Below are 25,818 nucleotides of genomic sequence, written 5' to 3'. Positions count from 1 at the left end.
GCGGTGAGCCTTACTCCGTCGCAGCGAGCCGGAAGCGGTGCTCGGGGCGGCCCGTCGTGCCGTACCGCAGGCTGATCTCCACGATGCCGCGCGCAGCCAGAGCGGTGAGGTGCCGTTGCGCGGTGGCGCGGGAGATCCCGCCCCGATCCGCCACCTCGCTGGCAGAGGCCTCGCCGTCCGACAGGGCGGCGAGGATGGTCCGCTCGGTGGCCGACCGGGACAGCGACGCCTGCTCGGGTGCGCCTCGCAGCGCCGTCGCCGCCCGATCGATCTGGTCCTGCGTGAGCGGAGCCGCGTCTGAGAGCAGGTTGCGATACCGTGCGTATCGTCCGAGCCGATCGACGAGGGTGCGGCCCTCGAACGGTTTGACGAGGTAGGCGAGCGCTCCGGCGCGGAACGCGCGGCGCACGGTGGCAGCGTCGGTCGCGGCGGACAGCACCAAGGCGTCGACACCGCACGAGCGGACGACCTCGATGCCGTCGCCGTCAGGCAGGTAGACGTCGGCCAGGATCAGGTCGGGTGCATCGGTGCGTACCGACTGGATCGCCGCGGCCGCCGTCCGCGCCGGCTCGAGTGCCACGAACCCGGGCGTTGTTGCCACGATGTCGCGATGGACGCCGGCAACCCGGAAGTCGTCGTCGATGATCAGCACGCGGATATCAGGCATCCTCGTTCTCCTCTTTCTCGCCGGGTCCCGCCGGCCCCATGACTCCCGGCAGGCGCGCGCCGAACATCGCGCCGCTGCCCTCGCCACCCGGGTCGATGATCCAGACCTCGCCGCCGCGGCGCCGCGCGATCTCGCGCGACAGGGGCAGGCCGATGCCGTGCCCGTGCACCGCGGTCTCGGTGTCGGAACCCGCCCGGCCCGCGAACACGTCCCCGGACCCCGCCAGGCCGGCACCGGAATCCGCGATCGTCATGACCAGTTCGCCCGCGCCGCCCTCGTCCAGCGCGTCGAGGAGCGTGACCTCCACCCACGACGGGGTCGCCGGAGAGGATGCCGCGGCGGTGACCGCGTTCCCGACGAGGTTCCCGAGCACCGCCAACGTGTCCTCCACCTCGCGCAGTGAGCTGCGCAGCAGCGTGTCGGCGCCCACGCACAGCTCGACGCCGCGCTCTCGCGCGCTCTCGGCCATCGCGCCGAGGAACGACTGCAGGACCGGGTCGGTCACGGCATCCGCTCCCGCGACGCGAAGGTCCACGGCGCCACGGCCCGACACGTCGCGCAGGAAGTCGCGGGCCTCGCCGACGCGGCCGGCGTCGAGAAGACCGGATGCCGCGTGCAGCCGGTTGGCGAACTCATGACGCTGGGCGCGCAGGGCGTCGGTCAGCGTCCGCACGCCGTCGAGACGCTCGGTCAGGGCGAGCAGGTCCGTTCGATCGCGCAGGACCGCGGCCGTCCCGAGCGCGTGGGACCGGCGTCGGACCGGGCGGACGTCGATGTAGACGATGCGGTCATCGACCGAGATCCCCGACGGGGCCCCGGCCGCGAGCGCCTGGCGCACCGCGTCATCGAGAGGTGCGTCGATGAGCGCCGATCCCGGCTCGACCCGGACACCCAGCATCCGTGTGGCCGCATCGCTCCACACGCGCACGACCCCGTGCGGATCGACGGCGACCACGCCCTCATCCGCGCTCTCGAAGACGGCGGTCTGCGTCTGGACGAGTGCAGCCAGCTCCTCGGGCTGCAGGCCCAGGGTCACCCGCTCGAGGCGTCTGCGCAGAAGCAGCGCCGCGATCGCACCCAGCGCAAGCGCGAGGAGGACGGCGACAGCGATCCCGGTGAGAAGGGCCGGGAGGTCACGGAACACGCTGGCGCGCTCGAAGCCGACGCTCACCTCGCCGGCGGGGCGATCCGTCCCCGGAGCGTAGACCGGAACCTTTGCACGCGCCGACTCGCCGAGGGTGCCCGACTCCCACGTCACCACCTCGCGACCGGCGAGCGCGTCGTCGAAACTGGTGCTCACGACCTCGCCGAGTCGATCGGGATCGGGGTGGGCGAGCCGGATCCCGTGGTCGTCGGTGATCACGACGAACAGCACGTCGGTACGGGACGTCACCCCGGCGGCGTACGCCTGGAGCGGTCCCTCGCGCAGAGCCGCGGCATCCGGGATGCCGGGATCGGCGGAGTAGTCCGCGACGAGCTCTCGGACGTCCGGGGTCGTCGCGACGGTGCGGGCGATGTTGAGCGCGGACGACTCCGCCTCGGCGCGCAGCTGCTGGACCCCCAGGAAGAGGAAGACGCCGGCGCATGCCGCGACGACGCATACCTGCGTGACCAGCTGGAGGACCAGCATCCGGCTTCCGAACCGCATCCGTCACCTCCTGCGCACAATGAGCGAAAGCCACGTTACGCGCACAACGACGGGGAATGCGCCTTAGCGCGCGTTCCGCCCCGACCTGTCTCTACTGTCACGAGACAAGGTGCCCGGCTCCGTGGGTACCGCTTCACGACGAGGGAGTCGCGATGAGCATCGTGCAGACCGCCGCAGCCGAGTACCCCGTGGCGTTCACGCCGCCCGACACCGTTCTGGTCGTCCTCGGGTTCGTCATGGTGCTGACGTTCATGGCCCTGATCATGACGCGGCGTCTAACGCCGATGGTCGCGCTCATCACCGTGCCGACGATCTTCGGTCTGTTCGCCGGCGCGGGCCTCGGTCTCGGCGACATGGTCATCGATGCGATCGGCGATCTGGCACCGACGGCCGCGCTGCTGATGTTCGCGATCATGTACTTCGGCATCATGATCGACGTCGGCCTGTTCGACCCGCTCATCCGCCTCATCACGCGCCTGCTGGGCGACGACCCCGCGAAGGTCGTGCTCGGCACGGCGATCCTCGCCGGCGCCGTCTCGCTCGACGGCGACGGGTCGACGACGTTCATCATCACGACCTCGGCGATGCTGCCGATCTACCTCCGCCTGGGTATGAGCCCGGTGGTGCTGACGTGTGTCGCCGGCCTCATGAACGGCACGCTCAACATCGTCCCCTGGGGCGGGCCCACGGTCCGGGCCGCGTCGGCGCTCGGACTGCAGCCCACCGACATCTTCGTGCCCATGCTGCCCTCGCTCGCGACGGGCCTCGTCATCTCGCTGCTGTTCGCCTGGTTCCTCGGCCTCTCCGAGCGACGCCGCCTCGCCGGATCGGTCGACACCTCCCGCCTCGAGGCCGCGACCGGCGACGGACGTCTCGGTGCCCCGCGCCTGTTCCGCGGCGCGGAGAACAAGCCCGGCGCTCTCGCGCACCTGCGCACCGGCAACATCGTCACCGTGCGCGGCGCCCGCACAGCCGTCGACGCCGCGAAGCTCGTCGACACGGCCGACACCGCGATGGCCGACACCCTGCTCGACCCGAACCGGGCGAGCCTGCGCCCCAAGCTCATCTGGTTCAACCTCGTGCTGACGATCGCCGTGATGGTGATGCTCGTGCTCGACATCTACCCGCTGGCCTACGTGTTCATGGTCGGGGCGGCCATCGCGCTGATCGTCAACTTCCCGCGGCTCAAGACGCAGGCCGACGAGATCGTCGCCCACGCCCCGAGCATCGTCGGGGTCGTCTCGATGGTCCTCGCCGCGGGTGTCCTCGTCGGTGTGCTGAACGGCACCGGCATGGTCACGGCGATGGCGAGCTGGGTCACGCAGGTGATCCCGCCGTCGCTCGGACCGTTCATGGCCGTGATCACCGGCATCCTCTCGATCCCGTTCACGTTCTTCATGTCGAACGACGCGTTCTACTTCGGCATCCTCCCGATCCTCGCCGAGAGCGCGACGACTTACGGCATCGACCCCGTCGAGATGGCGCGCGCCTCGATCACCGGTCAGCCGGTGCACTTGCAGAGCCCGCTCGTCCCGGCGATCCTGCTGCTCGTGTCACTGGCCGGCGTCAACCTCGGCGACCACCACAAGAAGGTCCTGTGGCGGGCTGTGATCGTGTCGCTCGTGATGCTCGCCGTGGGTGTCCTGGTCGGCTCGATCCCGCTGATGGCCTGAGGCCGGGTGGGTCCGCCCCGGCGATCGGCGGTGTCACCGCCAGCGTGAAGCGGTGTCGATGTTCAGCCGAAGACCAGCGCGGTCGTCTCCGTGCGGTCGACGGTCACACCGGACTGGAAGACGGCATACTGCCACCGCAGACCGTCATCTGACTGCTTGAGTTCGAAGCTGTCGCTCACGGTCGCATAGGTTGCGCCGCCGGTCGCCACCGCCTCGCGAACGGCTGTGCCGTCACGGATGGTGTCGGTGCCGACCTTGGTGCGAACGAGGCGGAACTGAACCTCTGCGCCGGGATCCAATCCATAGAGGCGGACGACGACGGTTGAATTGACCATGCATTTCCCGCTGGCGAAGGAGGTTCCCCCATCCTCGCTGAGGGCGACGTTGTACCAGGTGCCCGACGTGAGCGAACGGCTCCGGGTATCGATGTAGCGAACGAATGCGGGCATGTCATCCTCTGTGGGGTCGTTGGATCCTGGACGGGGGGCCTTCCCGACCAGCGGATAGGGATCGAGAAGAGTGTCGAACGGTCGCTGGTTGTTCCAGTTGCCTTCACCGATCTCGATATGCAGGTGGGCCCCGTTGGCCTTGCCGGTGCTGCCCATCCGTCCGAGAGGTGTCCCGTTCGACACCGTGTCATTCCGGCCGACGGTCAGCGACCCGTCTTGCATGTGCGCGTACAGCGACCAGTAGTCGTCGTGTTGGATGACGACCACCTGGCCGAGTTGCCCGCCCGCCCAGGTTTCAGTTCCGGCGTGGACGACTTTGCCTGGGCGCACTGCCCTGACGCGTATGTCTCCCGATCCGATGAAATCCGAGCCTCGGTGGCGGTGGGGTGACGATGTGTAGATGTCCGGACGGTAACGACCGAAGGGATTGTCGTCGTTGTACTGGGCTCGCTCGGCGAACGGGTGAGTCCACCCGGCCGCAGCAGACGCGGACTGGAGGGGGAGCTGACTCGCGACCACCGCCATGCCGACGGATGCGAGCGACAGCGTCACGAGCTGGCGTCTGCTGAGGCCTGCGACGACAAGAGGCTCGCCGGTACCCTGTCGTTCGCTCACAGTCCGCCTTCCTTGTTGCGCGCTGATGCCCAGACTGCGAAGTCATCTACGGCAGGTTTCTCGCGGACGGCCGCCATCTCCACCGCGCCGTCAGCGCGGATGAGGCACTGCAGCTCGTCGAGTTGTGCTGCGGGCGCCTTGGGGTCGTCCAGGGGCACGGCGAGGTACCAGACGTCGTCTGGCCGCAAAGCCGTGCGCGTCTTCGAGGGCATCAGGTCGGATCTCTCGAGCTGGCGAGCAGGGCCCGGGCCTGAAGCGGATGCCGTCGCGATGCACTCGGAGAGCATGGCCTCTGTCGTCGGTTCCGAACCAGTAGCCGTCGGCGGCGGGGAGGCGGTCGACACCGCGGCGCCCGGCGACTGCGTCGCGCACCCGACGAGCGTCACTGAGACGACGGAGAGAGCTGCGAGTGCCGCAGCGAACTTGGAAGGCACGAGGTGCCAGTAACTCAACTCGATGAAGTAACGGAAGCGATTTTTGCGAGCGCGGGTTCCCGCAGGAAGGTAGGCGCGAACCTCACCGAACTCGCCGCGATCGAGGGGCGGATGCCGCTACGGTGAACCTTGCGCGCGCTGGGGGTGCGCACGATGTGGGGGAGACATGTCACTGCAGGCTTTCGAGCGTTCGCCGCTCGTCGGCGCACCGGTCGTGCGCGAGATTCTGGGAGCGGTCGTGATGACGGCCGTCGCCGTAGCGGTCGTATGGGCGGCGACGAGCACGTCGCGGCGGGTGTGCGAACCCGCACCGAATGACTGGTACCCGCCGATGCCGGACGAGCGGTGCGCGAGCCTGCAGCTGGAACCCAGCCCGCTCGTGGCGATCGCACTGGTCGTCGTTCTCGTGGTGTCGATCTGGTGGGTGCTCCGTCGAGCGTCGACGGCTGATCAGAGCCGTCGGATCCTCTCGCGAGCCGTCACCGCCGTCGTCGTCATCACTGCGGGAACGGTCGTCGTCAGTCAGGTCTGGCTGTGGTGGTTCGGATACCTGGGATACGCCGCCGACGGCAACCTCATGACGATCGCCCCGCCCTTCCCTTTCGCGGGCGGATCGGTCGACGATGACACGCTGGGGGCATTCATCCTCGGCTGACGAGGGGTCTCAGACCGTCGCGGTCATCCACTCCGAGCGGCGTACGCGCCAGCCGAGGGTCCCGAGACGGGCGAGCATGTAGACGCCGAAGAAGCAGGCGGCGAGCCACGCGAGTCCGCCCGATCCGGCTGGGTGCAGTGCCGCGACCACCGCGAGCGCTGGGACGTACGGCACCAGGTTGAGGCCGCCCGCGATCGCGAGGTACTTGGCATCGCCGGCGCCCATGAGCACGCCGTCGAGCACGAACACGACGCCGCACACCGGTTGCGCCACGGCGAGAACGAGAAGCGCCGGCACGATCAGGGCCGCCAGGTCGGGGTCGCCGGTGAACGCGAGCCCGATGATGCCCGAGAGCGCGGCGATGAGGACTCCCACGATGACGCCGAACCAGGCGCCCCAGGCGACCGTGCGGCCGAGTACGCGTCGCACGAACGGTTCGTCCTGCGCGCCGAGTCCCCGCCCGATCAGCGCCTGCGCCGCGATCGCGAGGGCGTCGAGCGCGAACGCCGCCGTCGAGAAGATCGTGAACGCGACCTGCCAGCCGGCGAGTTCCGCGGTGCCGAGACCCGTCGCGACCGCGACCGTGGCGAGGAACGCGGCGCGCAGCGACACCGTCCGGAGGAACAGCCACCCGCCCGAGCGGGCCGACCCTCGCACCCCGTCGCGCTGAGGGAGGACGGATGCCGCGTGGCGTCGCGCGAGCCGTCCGATGACGACGACGTAGGCAGCGACCATGCCCCACTGCGAGGCGACGGTGCCCGCGGCCGATCCGGCGATGCCCCACCCGAATCCGTAGATGAACAGCCAGTTGAGCAGGGCGTTCGCGCCGAAACCGAGGCCCGCGATCCACAGGGGTGTGACGGTGTCCTGCAGGCCGCGCAGCAGGCCCGTGGCCGCGAAGACGATGAGCATGGCGGGCAGACCCCACATCGACAGTGCCAGGTAGGAGACCGCCTGCTCCGCGACATCGCGACTCGGCCCGAACAGGTCGACGAGCCACGGTGTCGCGAGGGTGCCGAACAGCGCGAGGAGGGCGCCGAGGCCGAGCGCGAGCCAGAGCCCGTCGATGCCGACGCTCACCGCGCTCTTGGTGTCGCCCGCCCCGAACCGGCGGGCGACGGCGGGCGTCGTCGAGTAGGCGAGGAAGACCATGAGACCGACGATCGTCTGCAGGATCGCCCCTGCGATGCCGAGACCGGCGAGCGGGACGACACCGAGGTGGCCGATCAGGGCGGCGTCTACGATGAGGAACATGGGCTCGGCCACCAGCGCGCCGAGCGCCGGCACGGCGAGGCGCAGGATCTCGCGGTTCAGGGTCGGCGCAAGCATGATTTTCAGCCTAGGGGTGAGCGGCTGTCCGGCAGGCCCGGCGCCAACTCCTCACCTTCACGGGGCGCAGGCTCGAAACCGGGCTGGACGGGCCGAATCAGACGAGATCCGAGGAGTCAGCGCGCCGTCGGCTCGTACCGACGGGGTTCGTGCGTGCGGGCGACGAGGTCGCGCAACGCGTCGAGCGAGCCGGTCACGAGGCTCGCGGCCCGCGCCTGCACGAGGATGTTCCCGAGCGCGGTCGCCTCGACCGGACCCGCGAGCACGGGGACCCCCGCCCGATCGGCGGTGCGCCGGCAGAGCAGGTCGTTGAGCGATCCGCCGCCGACGATGTGGATGACGCGCACGTCGACGCCGCCGATACGGCCGGCCTCGTGCGCGGCGTCGGCGAAGGCCTGCGCGAGGGACTCGATGATGCTGCGGGCGATCTCGGCCCGGCCCCGCGGCGCGGCGACGCCGTGCTCCTCGCACCAGGCGGCGATCCGCGTCGGCATGTCGCCCGGCGGCAGGAATCGCGGGTCGTCGACATCGAAGACGGCGACGGGGCCGGGTACTGAGGCCGCGGCATCCAGCAGCTCGCCGAGTTCGACCTCGTGCCCCTCGCGCTGCCAGCCGCGGACCGTCTCGCTGAGGACCCAGAGGCCCATGACGTTGCGGAGCAGGCGGGTGCGTCCGTCGACGCCGCCTTCGTTGGTGAACTTCGCCTCACGGGCGGCGTCGGTGAGCACGGGGTGCTCCACCTCGACGCCCACGAGTCCCCACGTGCCGCACGAGATGTACGCCGCGTCGCCTGAGGTCATCGGGACGGCCACGACGGCGGATGCCGTGTCGTGCGACCCGACGGCCGTCACCGCGGTGCGGGTTGCACCGAGGCTCGCGGCGACGTCGGCGGTGAGGTGCCCGAGCGGCTCGCCGGGGGAGATGAGCGGCGGCAGCAGGTGCTGCGGGATGCCGAGGGCGGCCGTCAGGTCCGCATCCCACTCGCCCGTGTCGGCCCGGAGGAGGCCGGTCGTCGAGGCATTCGTGCGCTCGGCGCGCGCCTGGCCGGTGAGCCAGAACCCGACCAGGTCGGGGATGAGCAGCGCGTGCTCGGCGAGGCGCAGTACGGAGCGGTCCTCGGCGGCCAACTGGTAGAGCGTGTTGAACGGCAGGAACTGCAGGCCGTTGCGGGCGAACAGCGCCCCGTGCGGGTGCGACGCGTGGACCGCCTCGACGCCGCGCGCGGTGCGCTCGTCGCGGTAGTGGAACGGCTCGCCGAGCAGGCGCGAGCGCGCGATCAAGCCGTAGTCGACCGCCCACGAATCCACCCCGATGCTCGCGATGTCGCCGCTCCGCGATGCCTCGCGGAGGCCGTCGAGCACGGAGCCGTAAAGGCCGAGGATGTTCCAGTGCAGGCCGTCGGCGAGGCGCACGGGATCGTTCGCGAAGCGGGCGACGGTCGTGGTCTCGAGCGTGTCGCGGCCGACGCGGCCGACGATCACCCGGCCGCTCGTCGCACCGAGGTCGACGGCGGCGACGGCGCGCCGCGCGATGCTCACGGCGTGAGGTCGGCCAGGCGTGCGGCGAAGCGCGCCAGGGTCAGGGATGCGGCATCCCCTTCGTCGGGACGGTTGAGGTGGCCGTGATCGGTACCCGGCTCGATCACGTGTTCGACCTCGCGGCCGGCGGAGGCGAGGGTCCGCGCGAAGTGCTCGCTCGAGACGCGCAGCTCGTCGACGTCACCGGCGACGATGAGCGTGGGCGGGAACTCGGCGAGATCGTCGCGGCTGGCGAGCCCCGGGACCGCGGCCAGTGGTGCGTCGACGACCGACCCGCCGAGGTAGTTCTCGTACATGCCGCGGACGGCATCCGGGCCGAATCGGTCGGCCTCCGGCCGGGCGTCGAGCGCGGCACGCAGCTCGCCTTCGGGTGCGGGCTGCTCGGCCAGCAGCGTCGGGTAGGCGAGCAGGACGAGCGCCGGCAGATGCCGGTCGTTCTGGATGAGGCGCAGAACGGCCCCGGTCGCGATGTTCGCGCCGGCGCTCGCTCCGCCGATCGCGAGGCGTGCCGGATCCACCCCCAGCGTCGCGGCCTCGGCGAGGAGCCAGTCCCAGGCCGCGAGGGTGTCATCGGATGCCGCGGGGAACCCGGCGCGCTCGCGACCGGGCTCCGTCGCGGGAGCGTCCCACCCGTCGGGCAGGGGTGCCAGGCGGTAGTCGACGGAGAGGACCGTGGTCCCGGCATCCGCCAAGGTCCGTGCGACGTGATCGGCTTCGGGCATGTCGATGTCGCCGGCGGCGAAACCGCCGCCGTGCAACCACACGAGGCCCGGAGTCGGGCGCTCGAGCACCCGGGCGGGGTAGACGCGGACGAGGCCGCCGGCGGCGCCGTAGGGGGTGGGGATGTCGCTCATCGGTCGATCATGCACCCCAGCCGGCCTGCGTGCCGCCGACGCGCTCGTCGGCGATCTTCTGCAGATGACCGGATGCCGCGTACGCGGCCATCGGGTCGGCGGGGAGCCCTCGCGACTCGCGCCACTGCGCGAGGGCGGGGCGGACGTCGGTGTAGAACGCGTCCATGAGGATGCCGTTGGCCCCGAGCACGTCGTTCGCCTGCTGTGCGGCGGTGAGCGCCTCACGGTCGACGAGCAGCGCTCGCGCCGTCATCTCCTGGACGTTCAGCACGGAACGGATCTGGCCGGGGATCTTGTCCTCGATGTTGTGGCACTGGTCGAGCATGAACGCGACATCGGGGTTGTTCAGCCCACCCCCGCGGATGACCTCGGTCAGGATGCGGAACAGCTGGAACGGATCGGCGGAGCCCACGATGAGGTCGTCGTCGGCGTAGAAGCGCGAGTTGAAGTCGAATGAGCCGAGCTTGCCGAGGCGCAGCAGCTGCATGACGATGAACTCGATGTTGGTGCCGGGGGCGTGGTGGCCGGTGTCGAGGCAGACCATCGCCCTGTCGCCGAGGGCCGCGACCTGGGCGTAGGACGTCCCCCAGTCGGGAACGTCGGTGTGGTAGAAGGACGGCTCGAAGAACTTGTACTCGAGCACGAGGCGCTGGGCGTCGCCGAGCCGCGCGTAGATCTTCTGGAGCGAGTCCTGCAGGCGGTCCTGGCGTCCGCGCATGTCGTTCTGGCCCGGGTAGTTCGAGCCCTCGGCGAGCCAGATCTTGAGGTCGCGCGATCCCGTCTCGTCCATGATGTCGATGCACTCGAGGTGGTGGTCGATCGCCTTGCGGCGGATGCGCTCGTCGTGGTGGGTGAGAGCACCGAACTTGTAGTCCTCGTCCTGGAACGTGTTCGAGTTGATCGTGCCGAGCTGCACGCCGAGATCCTCGGCGTGGCGGCGCAGCGCCGCGTAGTCGTCGACCTTGTCCCACGGGATGTGGAGGGCGACGGTGGGAGCCAGAGCGGTGTAGCGGTTGACCTCGGCGGCATCCGCGATCTTCTCGAACGGATCACGCGGGGTGCCGGCCGTCGCGAAGACGCGGAATCGGGTGCCCGAGTTGCCGAACGCCCAGCTGGGCAGCTCGATGGCCTGCCCCTCGAGCCGGCTGAGGATGTCGGAGGACAGCGTGATCATGAGGGGTCGCTTTCTGAGGGTGCCGCATCTGCCGCCAGCTGGTCGTGCAGGTTGAAGACTTCGGCCAGCGGCGTGGCCGCCTGGTCGGGGCGGCCGTCGAGCCCGACGAAGAAGGGGGCCATCTCGGCCTCCCAGCGCGCCGCGACCGGGGACGCGGCGAGGTAGGCCTGCGCCGCGGTGTCGTCGTCGACCTCGTAGTAGCCGAACAGGCGGCCGCCGTCGCCGAGGAAGAGCGAGTAGTTGCGACGTCCGGCGGCCTCGATCTCGGCGAGCATCTCGGGCCACACGGGCGTGTGGCGGGCGACGTACTCGTCGATGAGCGCGGGGTCGATCTGGAGCTGGAAGGCGACGCGGGTCATGTCACTCCTTCGTGAGGCCGGTCGAGAATTGGGGAAGCGTTTCATGAAACGATTCAAGATCTTGAACAGTAACGTGGGTCCGAAGCATCCGTCAAGGCAGGTCACGTGGCAGTCAGTGTGAAGGACGTCGCTCGCGCGGCGGGAGTGTCGGTGGGGACCGTGTCGAACGTCCTCAACCGGCCCGAGAAGGTCTCTCCGGCGACGGTGGATCGCGTGCACGCGGCCATCACCGACCTCGGATTCGTGCGCAACGACGCCGCGCGGCAGCTGCGGGCGGGACGCAGCCGGACCGTCGGCCTCGTCGTCCTCGATTCGGCGAACCCGTTCTTCGCCGAGGTCGCCCGCGGGGCCGAGGAGCGCGCCGCCGAGCACGGGGTGACCGTCCTCCTCGGCAGCAGTGGCCAGGATGCCGCCCGCGAGAACGCGTACCTCGACCTCTTCCGCGAGCAGCGGGTCAATGGCGTGCTGCTCACTCCGCTCACCCTCGATGAGGCGCGGGCCGAGACGCTCGAGACTGCGGGCGTGCCGATCGTGCTCGTCGACGCCGAGGCCGACGGCGACCTGCCGTCCGTGGCTGTCGACGACGTCGAGGGCGGATACCTGGCCGTGCAGCACCTGCTGGAGCAGGGACGTCGCCGCATCCTGTTCGCCGGGGGCCCGGCATCCGTCCGCCAGGTCGCGGACCGTCTCGAGGGTGCGCAACGCGCGCTCGCCGAAGTGGCAGGCGTGACGCTCGAGGTGGCATCGACCGACGAGCTCACGGTGCTCGCGGGGCGCCTCGTCGGCGAGGAGCTCGCGCGGCGCGACCCGGCCGAGCGGCCGGACGGCGTGTTCTGCGCGAACGATCTGCTGGCCGTCGGCGTGCTGCAGGGCGCCGGCATCCTCGGCTCGCTGCGGGTGCCTGAGGACCTCGCTCTCATCGGCTACGACGACATCGACTTCGCACAGTCGACGGTCGTGCCGCTCAGCTCGGTCCGACAGCCCGCGCGAGAGATCGGGGCCGCCGCGGTCGACGCGCTGTTCGCGACGCTGTCGGATCCGGATGCCGCGCCGCAGCGCATCCGCTTCCGCCCCGAGCTCGTCGTCCGGGCGTCCACCGGGGGCTGACGCGCGCCGCGGCACCGTCCGGGTGCGGGTGCGGGTGCGGGTGCGGGTGCGGGGTGTGCGGGGGGTGCGGGGGGTGCGGGGTGTGCCCGGCGCTCGCGGTCCACATCATGTTCTCTCGTCGAGACCACACGCTGTGCTGCGCGCAGAACGTGTGCGCTCGACGACAGAACATGATCTGGTCCGAGAAGGGGCCGCGGGATGCCGGGGCTCCCGCGGCCGCGCTGTGCGACGCCCGGCATCCATTGACACGATTCAACAAGCCACCTAGGCTCGGCGGACGACTGGGGAAAACGCATTCCATCACGAGTTCAAGGGTGAACAGCATGAGAAAACCCGTCCGCACATCCGTCGTCGCCGCGCTCGCCGCAGCGGCCCTCATCGTCCCGGCGCAGGCCGCGATCGCACACCCCGGCCACGGTCCGGGGAAGCCGAAGCCCGGCGCCTCGCCACAGCTCGAGAAGCTCGACCGGGGTCTCGTCGCGCTGCCCGGTGAGGACGGCATCCATCTCTCGTGGCGTCTGTTCAAGAGCGAAGCGACCGGCGCCTCGGAGACGGGCCTCACCGGCACCGACTTCGTCGTGAAGCGCGACGGCAAGCGCATCGCGACCGCCACCGACTCGACGACCTACGTCGATCCCGACGGCACCGAGCGCTCGCGCTACACCGTCTCGCCGCTGCAGGGCAAGCGCGAGGGCAAGCCGTCCGAGAAGGTGACGGTGCAGGGGTGGCCGTTCCTCGACATCCCGCTCACGAAGCCCCAGGACGGCGTCACTCCTGCTGGTGAGGCGTACACCTACTCCGCGAACGACGTCTCGGTCGGCGACGTGGACGGCGACGGTGCGTACGAGTACGTCGTCAAGTGGGACCCGTCGAACTCGAAGGACGTCTCGCAGGTCGGCTACACCGGTCCGGTGTACATCGACACGTACGAGCTCGATGGCACGCTGCTCAACCGCATCGACCTGGGCGTCAACATCCGCGCCGGCGCGCACTACACGCAGTTCCTCGTCTACGACTTCGACGGGAACGGCAAGGCCGAGATCATGATGAAGACGGCTCCGGGCACGAAGAGCACGGAGTTCAAGAAGGGCAAAGCCAAGAAGTCCGAGTTCGTCACCATGCCGAAGGCCGACCGCAAGGCCGGCTACTCGCACTCCGACGACTATCGACTGAGCGCCGACGACTACGCGGCGCATCTCGCCGACGTGTTCCAGGGCTGGTCGGAGCGAGACGAGGTCGTGTCGGGTCAGTGGCCCGCCACCATCGAGGAGGCGCTCGGCACCGAGCCGACGCACGACTACCCGCTGAGCCGCGCCGACGCCGAGGAGCTCGTCGACTACTTCATCGACGTGTACGCACCCTCGCGCTCGGCCCGCAACGTGCTGCGGAACTTCGAGGGCTTCATCGTCGACGGACCCGAGTACCTCACGGTGTTCGAGGGCAAGACCGGCAAGGAGCTCGAGACGGTCCGCTACGCGCCGGGCCGAGGCGACGACGGTCTGCTCTGGGGTGACTACGCGATGTCGCGCATCGAGCCGGGCAACCGCGTCGACCGCTTCCTCTCGGGAGTCGCGTATCTCGACGGGACGCGTCCGTCGGCGGTCTTCGCCCGCGGCTACTACACGCGTTCGACGGTCGCGACGTACGACTGGAACGGCAAGCATCTGACGAAGCGCTGGTTCGTCGACAGCGGGCACCTCCCGATGACGAACCCGTTCAACGACGGTCCGCACGGCCGCGACGGCACCGACCCCGAGTACGGCACGCTGACGACGCAGGGCTTCCACAGTCTGAGCGCGGCGGACGTCGACGGCGACGGCAAGCAGGAGATCGTCTACGGCTCGGCGACGCTCGACGACGACGGCAGCCTGCTCTACTCGTCGTTCGACACGATGCCCGAGGGCAGTGCGACTCCGGGCGAGAACGTGCGTCTCGGCCACGGCGACGCGATGCACGTGGGTGACTTCGATCCGAACCGCCCCGGCAAGGAGATCTTCACCGTCCACGAGGGTGGGGCGTACGCGCCGTACGGCACGGCGATGCGGGATGCCGCGACGGGCGAGGTGCTCTTCGGTGCCTACTCCGGCCGCGACACCGGCCGCGGCATGGTCGGCGACGTCCGCCCCGACGTCCCGGGCATCGAAGCATGGTCGAGCATGCCCGCGGGAACGGATGCCTCCGGCCTCCTCTCTGCCGACGGCGACGTCCTCCAGCCCACGAACCCGGGGACGAACATGTCGATCCGCTGGGCGGGCGACCTGACGACGCAGATCGTGAACGGGGCGCAGACCGTGACCCCGACGATCGACGACTGGACGCGCGGGACGATGCTCACGGCATCCGGCACCCTGACGAACAACGGCACGAAGGGCAACCCGTCCCTCGTCGCCGACGTCTTCGGTGATTGGCGCGAGGAGCTGATCGTGCGGACCGCCGACTCGTCGGCGCTGCGCATCTACGTCTCGATGGAGCCGACCGAGCACAAGCTCTACACGCTCATGCACGACCCGCAGTACCGGGCCGAGATCGCGCGTCAGCAGACGACGTACAACCAGCCCGCGTACACGGACTTCTACCTGGCGTCCGACATGTCCTTCGCGGACGTGCCGCTGCGCTGATCGGGTGAGGTGAGAAGGGGCGGATGCCGGTGGCATCCGTCCCTTCTTCGTTGCCGGCGCGGGTGCGCGGTGTGCGTGCGTCGCGAGCGTGCGTGCGTGTCTGCGTGCGTGCGTCGCGCGCGTGGCCACATCATGTGTTCTGGGTCACCCCACACGATCCGAACCGTCCGGAACGGGTGTTCTCGTCCGGAGCACATGATGTGGTCAGGGGGGCGGGCGCGCGCGGGCGCGCTCGCGTCAGTCGGCCTTGCGGCGGCGCGCGCTGGCGGAGCGCGGTGGGGCGGCGCGCATGTGATCGCGGACGCGCCCGAGGACGTCGGCGAGCGTGCGGGCCTCGCCGGGGGCGAGGGGGGAGAGGAAGTAGCCCCGGAGGATCTCGAGGTGCCCGGGAAAGACCGTCGCGAGCAGGGCGCGCCCGGCATCCGTGATCGTCACCGTCACGCTGCGCTCATCGTCGACCGAGGGTGCGCGCGTCACGAGGCCGCGCGACTCGAGCAGCTGCGCTTGGTAAGTGAGACCGCTCCTGCTGTACACGACGCCGTCGGCGAGGTCCGTCATGCGTGCGCTCCCGGCGGGCGAATCGCCCAGGGTTGCCAGGACGTGGAACTGCACATAGCTGAGGCTGCCGGCATCCTTCAGCTGCTGTTCGACGGCGTGCCGCAGGAGATTGCCCACCTCGGTCACGGCGAAGTACGCACCCAGTTCGACATCGCTGATCTCGCTCATGCTCAGACGATATCAATGTTTCGAGTTCGAATTACTTGCTTCGAACTCGAAACAGCGCTACCGTCGTCTTATTGCTTCGGATTCGAAGCACCTAAGGAGAGGAAAGATCATGAAGACGATGCGATTCTTCGAGACCGGCGACCCGTCCGTGCTGATGCTCGACGAGGTCGAGACGCCGACCCCGGCGGCCGGGCAGGTGCTGCTGCGCGTGGCAGGGGCGGGCGTGAACCCCGCCGACAACGGCATCCGCTTCGGTCGGCTGCCGATCCCGATCACGCTGCCGCACACTCCGGGATACGACGCGTCGGGAACCGTCGTCTCGTTCGGCGCCGGTGTCACCGGGCTGACCGTCGGTGACGAGGTGGTGGGGTTCCTGCCGATGACCGACGACGGCGCTGCGGCCGAGTACGTCCTCGCCCCCGCCGACTCACTGGTGGCGGCTCCGGCCTCGATCGCGTTGTCGGATGCTGCGGGCCTCCCGTCTGTGGCGCTGACCGCATGGCAGGCCCTGTTCGAGTACGCCGACCTGCAGGCCTGCCAGCGCATCGTGATCACCGGGGCCGGGGGTGTCGTCGGCCTGCACGCTGTGCGTCTCGCCAAGCGTGCCGGCGCCGAGGTGATCGCGACGGCGAGCGGGCGCAGTCGCGCCGCTGTGACGGATGCCGGGGCTGACCGTGTGATCGACCGCACAGCGGGCTCGGCGGCATCCGTCATCGACGAACCGGTGGATGTCGTGCTCAACCTCGCGCCGCTCGCGGAGGAGGAGTTCTCCGCATTGACCGCGCGGGTCCGCGACGGCGGTGTGGTGGTGTCGACGACCGCATGGATGGCGACCCCGTCGGACGAGGCGCGCGGCGTCCGGGGACTGACGGTGTTCGTCCGCAGCGACCGAGATCAGCTCGCAGAGCTCGTCCGTTTGGTCGACGCCGGCGAGCTGCGGGTCGACATCGCCGAGCGCGCTCCGCTCGTGCAGCTGCCCGAGGTCCACGCCCGGCTCGAGGCGGGGCAGGTGCACGGGAAGATCGTCGTCACACCGACTGCGTGATTGCCCGGCTCAGTGCGTGCGCGCGTGCGAGCCGGTGGGCGGCCACATCATGTGTTCCCGACCACCGCACACCATCCGAACCGTCCGGAACGGGTGTTCTCGTCCGGAGCACATGATGTGGGCAGGGTCGGCCAGGTCCCGCGCGCCGCCCGTCAGAGCGAGCGCACGAGCGCGTTGACGTGCTGCTGCCACTCGCGCAGCTGCCACATCGGGTGGTGCGGGGCGGCGTTCGAGCACAGGACGACGCCCCACGCGCCGCGCTGGAGGGCGGTGCGGATGCCGTGTTCCGCCAGCTCGCGACCGGTCTCGGACTCCTCGAACCCACCGTGCAGCGGCGTGTACCCGACCCAGCCCTCGCCGATCACCGCGGGCAACCCCTGCCAGCGCGCCCACTCTGCGATCGCGATGACGCGGGACTCGATCTCGCGGTGCATGACTTCTGCGTAGCGCGGATACTCGGCATCCAGCCACGCGTCCCAGGCTGCCGCATCCACCCAGTCGTAGCCGTAGATCATCTGGTCGGTGACGACCGTCGCCCGCAGCTTCCATTCGGCCGGGCGGCCGTACTCGGCGGGAGTCGGCGCATCGGCTCGGAGCAGGGCGCGCAGCTCGGAGTTCGGGAAGCCGTCGCTCCCCTCCGAGCGGATGTCGGCACGGCTCTGCAGCGCATCGAGCACGCCGTAGCTGTAGACGTGGAACTGCGCCGCGCCGAGGCCCACGGGCACCCGGTGCATCGCCAGGTGGGGCGGCTTGCCGTAACTGGCCGTGATGAGCAGATCCGGATGCCGCACCCGCAGCCGCTCGATCTCGGTCGCCCCGCCGTCGCTCAGCGCCGGGAGGATCGAGAAGTCGACTTCGTTGTGCAGCTCGACGAGGGCGACGAGATCACGGAAGCCGCGCTCATCGATCCACGCGAGCATCCGGTCCCACGCGTCGGCGAGCAGACGGTAGCGGTCCTCGAGCGGCACCGCATCGATGGCGTCGAACCACTCCGGCGACGCCGCGAACGCGGGCGACTGCTGGTACTCCCAGCTCGCGAGGATCAGCACCAGCCCGTGCCGCCGCGCGGCGGCGAAGAGCGCCTCGAGGTGCGCGTACAGGTCGAGCGCGTAGCCACCGGGAGCGTCGTACCAGCGGGTGCGCTGGCCGTAGTAGCCGCCGAAGGCAGCGGCTCCGAGCCCCTCGATCTCGAGGTTCCGGGCGAGATCGTCGAGCCCCAGGCCGCCGAAGAGCAGCAGAGGTGCCGCGCAGATGCGGATCGCGTTGTAGTCGAGCGCAGCCGCGTCGGCGCACGCGGCATCCAGGTCGGCGTACACGTCGCCCGCGCCGGCGCGGGTGTACCAGGAGAAGTCCCACAGGGTGATCGCGAGCCGGTCGGGCAGGTGCGAGGGCACGGGGCCGGTCGGCCCGTAGGGCACTTCGGCGACGGTGCCCGAGCCCAGGTAGCGGTCGGTCATGGCCTCATCCTCTCGCGCGTCACCGCGCGGCCGGTCGCCGCCAGTTCGCGCAGCGCGGCGGCCTGCGCCCCGCGGCGCTCGGCGGTGTCGAGATCGAACACGAACAGCTCCGGGAGGGACGTCGCGAAGTAGTCGACCTCGTCGGGCGCGGCCTCGATCTGTGCGGCGCGCGCGTCGAGCTCATCCCAGACCGCGTCGGCTGCGGGGGTCTCGCCGAGGCGGGTGCGGGCGACACCGATCCAGAACGTCGCTTCATCGGCGGGACGCGGAGCGACCGCGAGCGGCGTCGCGGCACATGCCCGTTCCCAGGCGGTGCGCGCGGCGGCGTCGTCGCCGACGAGAAGGTGCGCGTCGCCGAGGATCACGAACCGTTCGGCCTGCGGGACGGCAGGATGCCGCCCCTCGCCGAGATTCGCCGGAGCGTCGATCCCCGCCTCGAGCAGCGCGATGGCGGCATCCGCTCGTCCCTCGGCGCAGAATCGCCGCGCGATGAGGCAGGCCGCGCGATCGTAGGCCGCCAGCACGATCCCCTCGCCGCCCTCGAACGGACGGAACACGCGCGTCGTCAGGATCCGCCACGCGTCGTCGAGCCGGTCGGCATCGAGCAGCAGCCCGATATGGGTGACGGCGAGGTCGTCGCGGGCGTCGAGCGCGACGGGGTGGCGCTCCATGAGTGCGAGGCGGGCCGCGGCATCCGTTCCCGTCAGCTGTGCGAGCAGGTCGCGTTCGAGGACGAGACGGGGGTCGGGGCGGTGAGCGAGCGCGGCCTCGTAGAGGTCGGCCGCCTCGGCGGGGTCGCCGCCGGTGCGGATCGTCGCGAGGGCGAGGTTGCGCAGCACGACGGGATCGTCGGAGTTCAGAGCCCGTGCCCGCTGGAGGGCCGCGAGGGCGTCGTCGTCGCGCCCCGCGTCGAGCAGCCAGGCGCCGAGCATCGCCGGGGCGGCGGAGGACCCGGCCGCGGTTCCGGCAACGAGCGCATCGTGCTGGTCGAGCCCGGCGGGGAAGGCGCCGCCCAGGTCGAGGAGGTCGGCAGCGGCGCGCTCGGCGGCGGCCAGATCGGGGTGCCCGGCGGCATCCGCCCACGCTGCGCGGAGGATCAGTCGGACCGGCTCGAGGTTGCCGAACCCGGCTTCGCCGGTCGCCTCACGCTCGGTCGTGACGAGGGCCTCGTGGGGCGCGCCGACGCGGGCGAGCTCGGCGCCGGCGTCGAGAGCGGCGCGCGGATCCGACGGTGCGGAGCCCGTGAGACAGGCGGTGATCGGGTCGAGTGGGTCCGCCGCGACCAGGGCATCGAGTGCTGCAGCGTCGTCGCAGCCGAGTCGGCGCAGCGCGAGCACGCGAAGGCGCTGGGCCTCGGCGATCGGCCCGGCGGCGTCTGCCCGTCGAAGGGCGTCGGCCGGTCGACCGTCCGACAGGGCGAGACGGGCGCGAGCGAGGGATGCCGGTGCCGCCCACGCCGCGTTCCACGCCGCGCGCGCGAACCGGCGATCGGCGTCGGCGCACTCGCCGAGACGTTCGAGCACGAGCCCGAGCAGGTAGTGCGCCTCGCCGTCGCGGGGGTTGAGGTTGCGTCTGGTCTCGCGGGCGACGGCGGCCTCGAGGTGCTCCCGCGCCGCGGCATACTCGCCGCGCGCGAGGTGCCACGAGCCGAGCATCGTGCGAGCGCGAGCATCGTCAGGGTCGCGCCGCACCACCTCGCGCAGGTAGGGGAGGGGCGACCGGGTGGGATGCCGGTACTGCACCAGATGGGTCGCGGCGAGGACCAGCTCGTCGCTGCCCGCGATGCGCTCGGCCGGCTCGGGCGCCGTCGCGACCCAGGGCTCGACCGACTCCGTGTCGCGCCGGACCCAATGGACGAGCGTCGCGTCGTCGGCGATCACCGCGACGTGGGTCGCCGTCCCGTCGACCTCGACGACGACGGGCGAGTGGGGGCCGACGACGATATCGAACGACGTGCTGCCGCCCTCGAGGCCGACCTCCACGCGCGCTGCGCCGTGCGCGCGGGTCGTGATCACGCCGATGCGCGATCGGCCGACTTCGGTCGCGACCGAGACCGCGGCATCCGTCGTCGCCTGTCGGACCGGACCGATCTCGTGGACCGGGAACCAGTGCTGCGAGAACGCCTTCGTCTCGCCGGGCATGAGCCACGCGAAGTCGGGCTGGTTGTCGGTGTAGACGCCGGCCATGAGCTCGACGTAGGGGCCGTCGGTGTCGGTGAGCTGGTCGTCCCACGCGCGGCCGATCGGTCCGTCGCCCCAGGTCCACTGCTTCTTGCCCGGGGAGATCGCGGGGTCGGCCCAGTGGACAAAACCGGCGTCCGCGGTGTGGTCGTACCCGCCGAAGAAGCCGTCGTCGGTGTCGGTGATCATGTACGACGTGGGGACCGGGATGTTGCTGTAGACGTCGATGCGGTCGGCGTCGGGGCGCTCGGTCGTGAGGGCAGGGTAGTCGACGCCGTAGTACGGCCGGTCGGCGCGGGGGAACGCGGTGATGGCGCGGCGGGCGTGATCGGCGACGTAGCTCACATCGTCGGGGAAGAACGACTGGTACCGGTCATGCGACCGGGCGGCGACGTTCGCCCACCACAGGAAGGTCTGCGGCACGTCGGTGCGGTTGTGCAGGCGCACGTCGAGCTCGATCAGCGAGGAACCCGGACGCAGTCGCACGCCGTGGACGCCCCGCATCCGCTGCAGCGGGTCGAGGTCGCTGTGCCAGACGATCGCCGCGCCGTCGTCCTCACGCTCGATGCGGCTGTCGACCGGCAGGAACGTCGCCGGGCGGTGGTGCTGCGGCCAGTTGAACTCGACGCCGCCCGAAATCCACGGGCCGGCCAGCCCGACGAGGGCCGGTTTGATGACGTTGTTCCGGTAGAAGAAGTCGTAGCCGGCGATCTTGTCGTACCCGATGTGGATGCGTCCGCCGAGCTCGGGCAGCAGCATCAGCCGGACGTAGGCGTTCTCGAGGTGGATCGCCCGCCACGCGCGGGGCCGCTTCTCGTGCGAGATCGACTCGATCATGGGCAGCGGATAGACCCGTCCGCTCGAGCCCTGGTACACGCGCCGGTCCAGGAACGCCGGGTACGGGTCGGGGTCGCCGGGCTCGTACGTGTCGATGACGACGTCCTCGGACCAGCACGCGACCCCGCCGTCGTCAAGCAGCGCCTGCTGGTCGGCGGGTGCGTCGGGGAGCAGGATGCGGCTGGGCGCGGCGTCGGGCATGGGGCGAATCTATGCGGGGCGGCGAGTTCGGGCCATGGGTTCGCGTGCGGTCGACATGGACGATTCGACGATGCGGTGCGGCAGGATGAAGGGATGCAGCGCGCGGAGGGGTTCGAGCGGCAGCGGCTGAGCGTCGTGCCGCGTCCCGTCGTCGAGGCAGCCCTCGCCAAGCCGGTGACCCGGCGGATCGTGGTGACGGATGCCGGCTACTTCCCACGCGCGGTGGGCCACGGCCGGCATCGCCCCACGGGTGCTCCCGAGACGATCGTCATCGTCTGCGTGTCGGGTGCCGGATGGGTTGAGACGGCCGGCCAACGGACGCGCGTCGGGTCGGCGACGGCGATCGTCATCCCGGGCGGTCTGCCGCACTCCTATGGGGCGGATGCCGGGGATCCCTGGACGATCTGGTGGTGCCACGTGCGCGGCTCAGATGTGCCGGAGCTGGTCGAGGCTGTGGGCGTGTTGGCGGACCGCGTGGTGCTGCCGCTGCGCGCCGTCGAGCGGGCGACCGCCCTGCTCGACGAGATCTCGACCTCGCTGGCGCGAGACACGACGCCGGCGCGGATGGTCGCGGCATCCGGGATGGCGTGGCGGTTGTTCACGCAGCTCGCCGTCGACCGACTGCTACCGGAGCACGGGACGCCCGTCGAGCGGGCGCTGCGGTACCTCGAGGAGCGCGTCGACGGCATCGTGCACGTGGGTGAGCTCGCGGCGATGGTCGGGGTGTCGCCCTCGCACCTCGCCGCCTTGTTCCGCGATGCGACCGGCGGCGGGATCATCGCGCACCACCTCGCATTGAAGATGGCGCACGCCCGGCACCTGCTCGACACGACCGACCTTCCTGTCGCGGAGATCGCGCGCCGCGTCGGCATGGACGATGCGTTCTACTTCTCGCGGAGGTTCCGCGTCGCCCACGGGGTGTCGCCGACGGCGTACCGCGGGCAGGGGAAGGGGTGATCGGTCCATTTCGCGAGCGCAGTCGTCGTCTGAGCAGGCCGCCGATGCTAGTGGGTGCCGTCGAGAATGAGTCGGGTTGCTTCATCCGCTGCGTCCCATTGAGGGAAGTGGCCGCAGCGGTCGAACCAGTGCAGGACGGCGTCCGGGAACAGTTCTGTGGCTCGAGAGGCCTGACGGGGTACCGTCACCAGATCACGCCGCCCCCACCCGATCGTGACCCGGCCAGGTACCGAACCGGCCGGGGCGCCCTGTTGCTTGGGTCCTTTTGTGAGGGCGTTCATGGCGGCCCCGGTCGACGGCGAATCGGCCAGTCCGCGCACGTCCGGCAGCACGGTCTCGGGCGAGAGGGCCCAGGGCCGCGCCGACAACTGCGCGAGCAGCACAGTCCTTCCGACAGCGTTGCCCAGCAGGGCCGGCAGCATGCCTCGCAGCGCTCTGACCAGAGCAATCGAGGGCCGCAGCGTTGCGCCGAAGACGACGAGCTCGCGGTGACTCCAGAAGCCGCCCGGGTCCAACGCCACAGCGTCACCGCCGACCCCTCGCCGCGCGAGCTCGAGCACGATTCGGCCGCCCATCGACTGGCCTGCGGTCGAGACCCCGTCCAGCCCCTGCTCGCGGATGAAGTCCGCGACAGAGTCGGCCAACGTGGCGATCGAGACCTCACCGGCCAAGGGCGGAGTCTCACCGAACCCGGGTAGGTCGACGGCGATGACCTCACGGTGTTCCGCCAGTCGGTCGAGGATCGGGGTCCAAGACCGCAACCCTGCGCCCAGACCGTGTACGAGCAGCAGAGGGCTGCCGTTCCCGCGTCGAATGTGGTTCAGCGTCACCCACGCAACGCTATCCCGCGTGGATCCAGGGAGGGCCGGATCGCCTCGGGCATCCGCCGACGGGGCGTGGAGGACGACCGCCGCCGACGGCATGCCTGGACGATCCGACGACCTCGACTCGCCGCGTCCGCATGGGCTCATAGGCTCGGACCCGTCCCCGCCCCCGTTGGAGTCTCGATGACGCGCGTCCACGCCCTCACCGTCCACCCGCCCGCCACGACCGAGCTCGCGGGCATCCGCCCATCGGCGGGTGATGACTCCGGCGTCGACGTCACCGCGCAGTCGGTGCGCCGCGACGGCGCTCCGGTGTTCCCGATCTCGGGCGAGATCCACTACTCCCGCATCCCCCGCGAGAAGTGGATGCCGGTGCTCACCGCCGCCCGCGCCGGCGGCCTGACCCACGTGTCCACCTACGTCCTCTGGAACCACCACGAGCCCGAGCGCGGGCGGCCGGACTTCACCGGCGGACTCGACGTGGGCGCCTTCCTCGAGACGGCGCGCGGGGTCGGGCTCGGGCTCATCCTGCGGATCGGCCCGTATGCCCACGCCGAGGCGCGCAACGGCGGTCTGCCCGACTGGCTCGTGAACTCGGGACTTCCCCTCCGCACGAACGATGCGGCCTATCTCGCCGAGGTCGAGCGGTGGTACACCGAGCTCGCACGGCAGGTCCGCGGCATCCCCTTCTTCTCGATCCAGGTCGACAACGAGCTGTACGACGGTGCCGACCACCTCACCCGGCTGCGCGAGATGGCGGAGGGGCTCGGCCTGCACGCGCCGATGTGGACCGCGACCGGGTGGGGCGGCGCGCAGCTGCCGGACGGTTTCCTGCCGGTCTACGGCGGATACCCCGAGTCGTTCTGGGTCGACGCCGACGTCGAGCCCGACCTGCGCAGCCACGCCAACTTCTACCCCTCGCCCCGCCGCGACGACGACTCGATCGGCGCCGACCACCGTGCCGGTGCGGCGGTGGTCGAAGCGGTGCGGCCACCGCATCCGTTCACGACCTGCGAGCTCGGGTCGGGCATGACCTCGGCCTACCATCGCCGTCTCGACGTGCCCGCCGGGGACGTCGCCGCTCTCGCGATGGCCAAGCTCGCCTCGGGAAGCGTCTGGCAGGGGTACTACATGTACGCCGACGGCCGGAATCCGCGGCGCGGGCTGCAGGAGTCGCACGCCGCGGCCGGACCGAACGACTTTCCGGAGATCGCCTACGACTTCGGCGCGCCCGTGCAGGTCGATGGTGCCGTCCGGCCGAGCTGGGCGGCGCTGCGGCGCCAGCATCTGATGCTCGCGCAGTGGGGGTCGGCGCTCGCCGCCATGCCTGCCTTCTTCGCAGACGACGCCGTCGACTCGCCCGACCTCACGGGGTTGCGCTGGTCGGTCCGATCCGACGGGCACCGCGGGTTCGTGTTCGTCGTGAATCGGCATCCCGGGGTCGACCTCCCGCGGCACGAGGGCGTGCGGTTCGAGGTCGGCGACGTCGCCCTTCCCGAGGTGGACATCCCGAGCGGTGCAGTTTTCGCGTGGCCGTTCGGGATGCCGCTCGGCGACGCGACCGTGCACTGGCTCACGGCGCAGCCGGTGACCGAGGTGACGTGGCGCGGGACGCCGCTGCTGGTCGCGGCGGCGACCGACGGCATCCCGCCGCAGGTCTCGGCCGACGCGGACGTCACGGAGATCGCCGCGGACCGTGGGCGCATGTGGGAGCTGACGCGTGACGGTGGGGTGGTCGCGCGGGTGCTCGTGCTCGACGAAGCGGATGCCGGTGCGATCGCGGTCGCCAGCGGGCGGCTCGTCTGGGCTCCGGGCGCAGTCGTCGCGGCGGACGGCGAGGTGACCTTCGCGGGGGATGCCGCGGTGACGCCGCGCGTCGAGGTGCTCGGCGAGGACGGGTGGTCGGCGGTCGACGTCGCGCCCGGACATGCGACGGAGGTCGCGGTGACGCTCGAGCGGTCTGCCGGGGCGCCGCCGGCCGGTGCTGCGCAGGGCGGTCGCGCGTCGATCCCGACGGAGTGGGGTGCCGCGGCGGTCGTGACGGTCGCGGTCGACCCGGCCGACGAGCGCACCCTGCGCCTGGAGTGGACCGGCGATGTCGCCCGCGCGTGGGTCGGCGATCGGCTCGTCTCCGACGCACTCTGGACGGGGCGTCCCTGGCGCATCCCCGCCGACGCGCGTGGCGACGCAAGCGCGCTGCGCATCGAGATCCTGCCCGGGCCGCCGTCTTCGCGCGTGCGGTTCCCGAGCGCGGCGCCTGACGGCGCCACGCTCACGCGCGCGGAGTTCGAGCCGCGGACGGGCGCGCACATCTGACGCGCGCGCGAGAGCGCCGTCGGCGTCTGCCCCCCCGGCATCCACATCATGTGCTCCGGTCGAGAACACACGCTGTGGACGGTTCACGACGTGTGACCTCGGTGGGAGCACATGATGTGGACGGGGGAGGACGCCGGCACGCGCCGGACGCCGAC

20 protein-coding genes are annotated in these 25,818 nt (G+C 70.8%); 7 read left to right on the top strand and 13 right to left on the bottom strand.

Features of this window, described 5'->3' with window-relative positions:
• Positions 1–10: 10 nt before the first annotated feature.
• Both ACIQLK_RS01415 and ACIQLK_RS01410 read right to left on the bottom strand, forming a co-directional pair.
• Positions 11–667, bottom strand: coding sequence for a response regulator (locus ACIQLK_RS01415; RefSeq protein WP_400362300.1), 657 nt, complete (start codon positions 665–667; stop codon positions 11–13).
• Positions 660–2,297 carry an ATP-binding protein gene (locus tag ACIQLK_RS01410; RefSeq protein ID WP_400363839.1) on the bottom strand — a complete coding sequence of 546 codons (1,638 nt, stop codon included), beginning with the start codon at positions 2,295–2,297 and terminating at the stop codon, positions 660–662. The genes ACIQLK_RS01415 and ACIQLK_RS01410 overlap by 8 nt, the downstream gene beginning before the upstream one ends.
• 170 nt (positions 2,298–2,467) lie before the next feature.
• Between ACIQLK_RS01410 and ACIQLK_RS01405 the strand changes: the two genes are divergently transcribed.
• Positions 2,468–3,988, top strand: coding sequence for a CitMHS family transporter (locus ACIQLK_RS01405; protein WP_400362299.1), 1,521 nt, complete (start codon positions 2,468–2,470; stop codon positions 3,986–3,988).
• A gap of 62 nt (positions 3,989–4,050) precedes the next feature.
• Here the strand turns inward: ACIQLK_RS01405 and ACIQLK_RS01400 are convergent, their stop codons facing one another.
• Both ACIQLK_RS01400 and ACIQLK_RS01395 read right to left on the bottom strand, forming a co-directional pair.
• Entirely contained in the window at positions 4,051–4,962 is a 912-nt protein-coding gene (locus tag ACIQLK_RS01400; RefSeq protein WP_400362297.1) for a murein hydrolase activator EnvC family protein, read from the bottom strand.
• An 86-nt stretch (positions 4,963–5,048) separates the two neighbouring features.
• Positions 5,049–5,486: a hypothetical protein gene (locus ACIQLK_RS01395; RefSeq protein WP_400362295.1), complete on the bottom strand. Its 438-nt coding sequence runs from the start codon at positions 5,484–5,486 to the stop codon at positions 5,049–5,051.
• 166 nt (positions 5,487–5,652) lie between these two features.
• On the opposite strand from ACIQLK_RS01395, the gene ACIQLK_RS01390 reads away from it, so the two are divergent.
• Positions 5,653–6,141, top strand: a complete 489-nt coding sequence (locus tag ACIQLK_RS01390; RefSeq protein WP_400362293.1) for a hypothetical protein — start codon at positions 5,653–5,655, stop codon at positions 6,139–6,141.
• Positions 6,142–6,150: 9 nt separating this feature from the next.
• On the opposite strand, the gene ACIQLK_RS01385 is transcribed toward ACIQLK_RS01390, so the two are convergent.
• From ACIQLK_RS01385 to ACIQLK_RS01365, 5 genes are all read right to left on the bottom strand, one after another.
• Positions 6,151–7,470 carry an MATE family efflux transporter gene (locus ACIQLK_RS01385; RefSeq protein ID WP_400362292.1) on the bottom strand — a complete coding sequence of 440 codons (1,320 nt, stop codon included), beginning with the start codon at positions 7,468–7,470 and terminating at the stop codon, positions 6,151–6,153.
• A 116-nt stretch (positions 7,471–7,586) separates the two neighbouring features.
• Positions 7,587–9,008 carry a rhamnulokinase family protein gene (locus tag ACIQLK_RS01380; RefSeq protein ID WP_400362291.1) on the bottom strand — a complete coding sequence of 474 codons (1,422 nt, stop codon included), beginning with the start codon at positions 9,006–9,008 and terminating at the stop codon, positions 7,587–7,589.
• Positions 9,005–9,862 (bottom strand): alpha/beta hydrolase, encoded by an 858-nt coding sequence (locus tag ACIQLK_RS01375; RefSeq protein WP_400362290.1) that lies wholly within the window; start codon positions 9,860–9,862, stop codon positions 9,005–9,007. The genes ACIQLK_RS01380 and ACIQLK_RS01375 overlap by 4 nt, the downstream gene beginning before the upstream one ends.
• Before the next feature lie 7 nt (positions 9,863–9,869).
• Entirely contained in the window at positions 9,870–11,036 is a 1,167-nt protein-coding gene (rhaI, locus tag ACIQLK_RS01370) for an L-rhamnose isomerase (RefSeq protein WP_400362289.1), read from the bottom strand.
• Positions 11,033–11,395: an L-rhamnose mutarotase gene (locus ACIQLK_RS01365; protein WP_400362287.1), complete on the bottom strand. Its 363-nt coding sequence runs from the start codon at positions 11,393–11,395 to the stop codon at positions 11,033–11,035. The genes rhaI and ACIQLK_RS01365 overlap by 4 nt, the downstream gene beginning before the upstream one ends.
• A gap of 105 nt (positions 11,396–11,500) precedes the next feature.
• On the opposite strand from ACIQLK_RS01365, the gene ACIQLK_RS01360 reads away from it, so the two are divergent.
• Together ACIQLK_RS01360 and ACIQLK_RS01355 are read left to right on the top strand one after the other, a co-directional pair.
• Positions 11,501–12,502 (top strand): LacI family DNA-binding transcriptional regulator, encoded by a 1,002-nt coding sequence (locus ACIQLK_RS01360; RefSeq protein WP_400362286.1) that lies wholly within the window; start codon positions 11,501–11,503, stop codon positions 12,500–12,502.
• Positions 12,503–12,825: 323 nt separating this feature from the next.
• On the top strand, positions 12,826–15,120 hold the full coding sequence (locus ACIQLK_RS01355; RefSeq protein ID WP_400362285.1) for a rhamnogalacturonan lyase: 2,295 nt from the start codon (positions 12,826–12,828) through the stop codon (positions 15,118–15,120).
• Between the two features lie 237 nt (positions 15,121–15,357).
• Here the strand turns inward: ACIQLK_RS01355 and ACIQLK_RS01350 are convergent, their stop codons facing one another.
• Positions 15,358–15,846, bottom strand: a complete 489-nt coding sequence (locus ACIQLK_RS01350) for a MarR family winged helix-turn-helix transcriptional regulator (RefSeq protein ID WP_400362283.1) — start codon at positions 15,844–15,846, stop codon at positions 15,358–15,360.
• A 109-nt stretch (positions 15,847–15,955) separates the two neighbouring features.
• Here ACIQLK_RS01350 and ACIQLK_RS01345 point away from each other — a divergent pair, with 109 nt between their 5' ends.
• Positions 15,956–16,891, top strand: a complete 936-nt coding sequence (locus ACIQLK_RS01345) for an NADP-dependent oxidoreductase (RefSeq protein ID WP_400362281.1) — start codon at positions 15,956–15,958, stop codon at positions 16,889–16,891.
• Between the two features lie 152 nt (positions 16,892–17,043).
• Here the strand turns inward: ACIQLK_RS01345 and ACIQLK_RS01340 are convergent, their stop codons facing one another.
• Both ACIQLK_RS01340 and ACIQLK_RS01335 read right to left on the bottom strand, forming a co-directional pair.
• Positions 17,044–18,348, bottom strand: a complete 1,305-nt coding sequence (locus tag ACIQLK_RS01340; RefSeq protein ID WP_400362279.1) for a cellulase-like family protein — start codon at positions 18,346–18,348, stop codon at positions 17,044–17,046.
• Complete coding sequence (locus tag ACIQLK_RS01335) at positions 18,345–21,566, bottom strand: DUF5107 domain-containing protein (RefSeq protein WP_400362277.1); 3,222 nt, start codon at positions 21,564–21,566, stop codon at positions 18,345–18,347. Before ACIQLK_RS01335 ends, ACIQLK_RS01340 begins: the two co-directional genes overlap by 4 nt.
• A 93-nt stretch (positions 21,567–21,659) precedes the next feature.
• Here ACIQLK_RS01335 and ACIQLK_RS01330 point away from each other — a divergent pair, with 93 nt between their 5' ends.
• Entirely contained in the window at positions 21,660–22,523 is an 864-nt protein-coding gene (locus tag ACIQLK_RS01330) for a helix-turn-helix domain-containing protein (RefSeq protein WP_400362276.1), read from the top strand.
• Positions 22,524–22,570: 47 nt separating this feature from the next.
• Here ACIQLK_RS01330 and ACIQLK_RS01325 read toward each other — a convergent pair whose 3' ends face one another.
• Positions 22,571–23,353: an alpha/beta fold hydrolase gene (locus tag ACIQLK_RS01325; RefSeq protein ID WP_400362275.1), complete on the bottom strand. Its 783-nt coding sequence runs from the start codon at positions 23,351–23,353 to the stop codon at positions 22,571–22,573.
• A gap of 177 nt (positions 23,354–23,530) precedes the next feature.
• Between ACIQLK_RS01325 and ACIQLK_RS01320 the strand changes: the two genes are divergently transcribed.
• The gene (locus ACIQLK_RS01320) at positions 23,531–25,663 is read left to right on the top strand and encodes a beta-galactosidase (RefSeq protein WP_400362273.1); all 2,133 of its coding nucleotides are present in this window, start codon (positions 23,531–23,533) and stop codon (positions 25,661–25,663) included.
• Positions 25,664–25,818: the final 155 nt, after the last annotated feature.

The sequence above is a fragment of the Microbacterium sp. NPDC091382 genome (genome assembly GCF_044757025.1).
Classification (GTDB): domain Bacteria; phylum Actinomycetota; class Actinomycetes; order Actinomycetales; family Microbacteriaceae; genus Microbacterium.
The sequence above is the reverse complement of the archived record's forward strand: the minus strand, read 5'-3'. Positions and strand labels throughout refer to the sequence as shown.

Excerpts from the sequence above, each read along its gene's own strand:
- ACIQLK_RS01390 (WP_400362293.1), top strand. The coding sequence starts at position 5,653 with ATGTCACTGCAGGCTTTCGAGCGTTCGCCGCTCGTCGGCGCACCGGTC.
- ACIQLK_RS01340 (WP_400362279.1), bottom strand. The coding sequence starts at position 18,348 with ATGACCGACCGCTACCTGGGCTCGGGCACCGTCGCCGAAGTGCCCTAC.
- ACIQLK_RS01400 (WP_400362297.1), bottom strand. The coding sequence starts at position 4,962 with ATGGCGGTGGTCGCGAGTCAGCTCCCCCTCCAGTCCGCGTCTGCTGCG.
- ACIQLK_RS01330 (WP_400362276.1), top strand. The coding sequence starts at position 21,660 with ATGCAGCGCGCGGAGGGGTTCGAGCGGCAGCGGCTGAGCGTCGTGCCG.
- ACIQLK_RS01350 (WP_400362283.1), bottom strand. The coding sequence starts at position 15,846 with ATGAGCGAGATCAGCGATGTCGAACTGGGTGCGTACTTCGCCGTGACC.
- ACIQLK_RS01335 (WP_400362277.1), bottom strand. The coding sequence starts at position 21,566 with ATGCCCGACGCCGCGCCCAGCCGCATCCTGCTCCCCGACGCACCCGCC.
- ACIQLK_RS01405 (WP_400362299.1), top strand. The coding sequence starts at position 2,468 with ATGAGCATCGTGCAGACCGCCGCAGCCGAGTACCCCGTGGCGTTCACG.
- ACIQLK_RS01385 (WP_400362292.1), bottom strand. The coding sequence starts at position 7,470 with ATGCTTGCGCCGACCCTGAACCGCGAGATCCTGCGCCTCGCCGTGCCG.
- ACIQLK_RS01355 (WP_400362285.1), top strand. The coding sequence starts at position 12,826 with ATGAGAAAACCCGTCCGCACATCCGTCGTCGCCGCGCTCGCCGCAGCG.
- ACIQLK_RS01365 (WP_400362287.1), bottom strand. The coding sequence starts at position 11,395 with ATGACCCGCGTCGCCTTCCAGCTCCAGATCGACCCCGCGCTCATCGAC.
- rhaI (WP_400362289.1), bottom strand. The coding sequence starts at position 11,036 with ATGATCACGCTGTCCTCCGACATCCTCAGCCGGCTCGAGGGGCAGGCC.
- ACIQLK_RS01415 (WP_400362300.1), bottom strand. The coding sequence starts at position 667 with ATGCCTGATATCCGCGTGCTGATCATCGACGACGACTTCCGGGTTGCC.
- ACIQLK_RS01345 (WP_400362281.1), top strand. The coding sequence starts at position 15,956 with ATGAAGACGATGCGATTCTTCGAGACCGGCGACCCGTCCGTGCTGATG.
- ACIQLK_RS01410 (WP_400363839.1), bottom strand. The coding sequence starts at position 2,297 with ATGCTGGTCCTCCAGCTGGTCACGCAGGTATGCGTCGTCGCGGCATGC.
- ACIQLK_RS01320 (WP_400362273.1), top strand. The coding sequence starts at position 23,531 with ATGACGCGCGTCCACGCCCTCACCGTCCACCCGCCCGCCACGACCGAG.
- ACIQLK_RS01375 (WP_400362290.1), bottom strand. The coding sequence starts at position 9,862 with ATGAGCGACATCCCCACCCCCTACGGCGCCGCCGGCGGCCTCGTCCGC.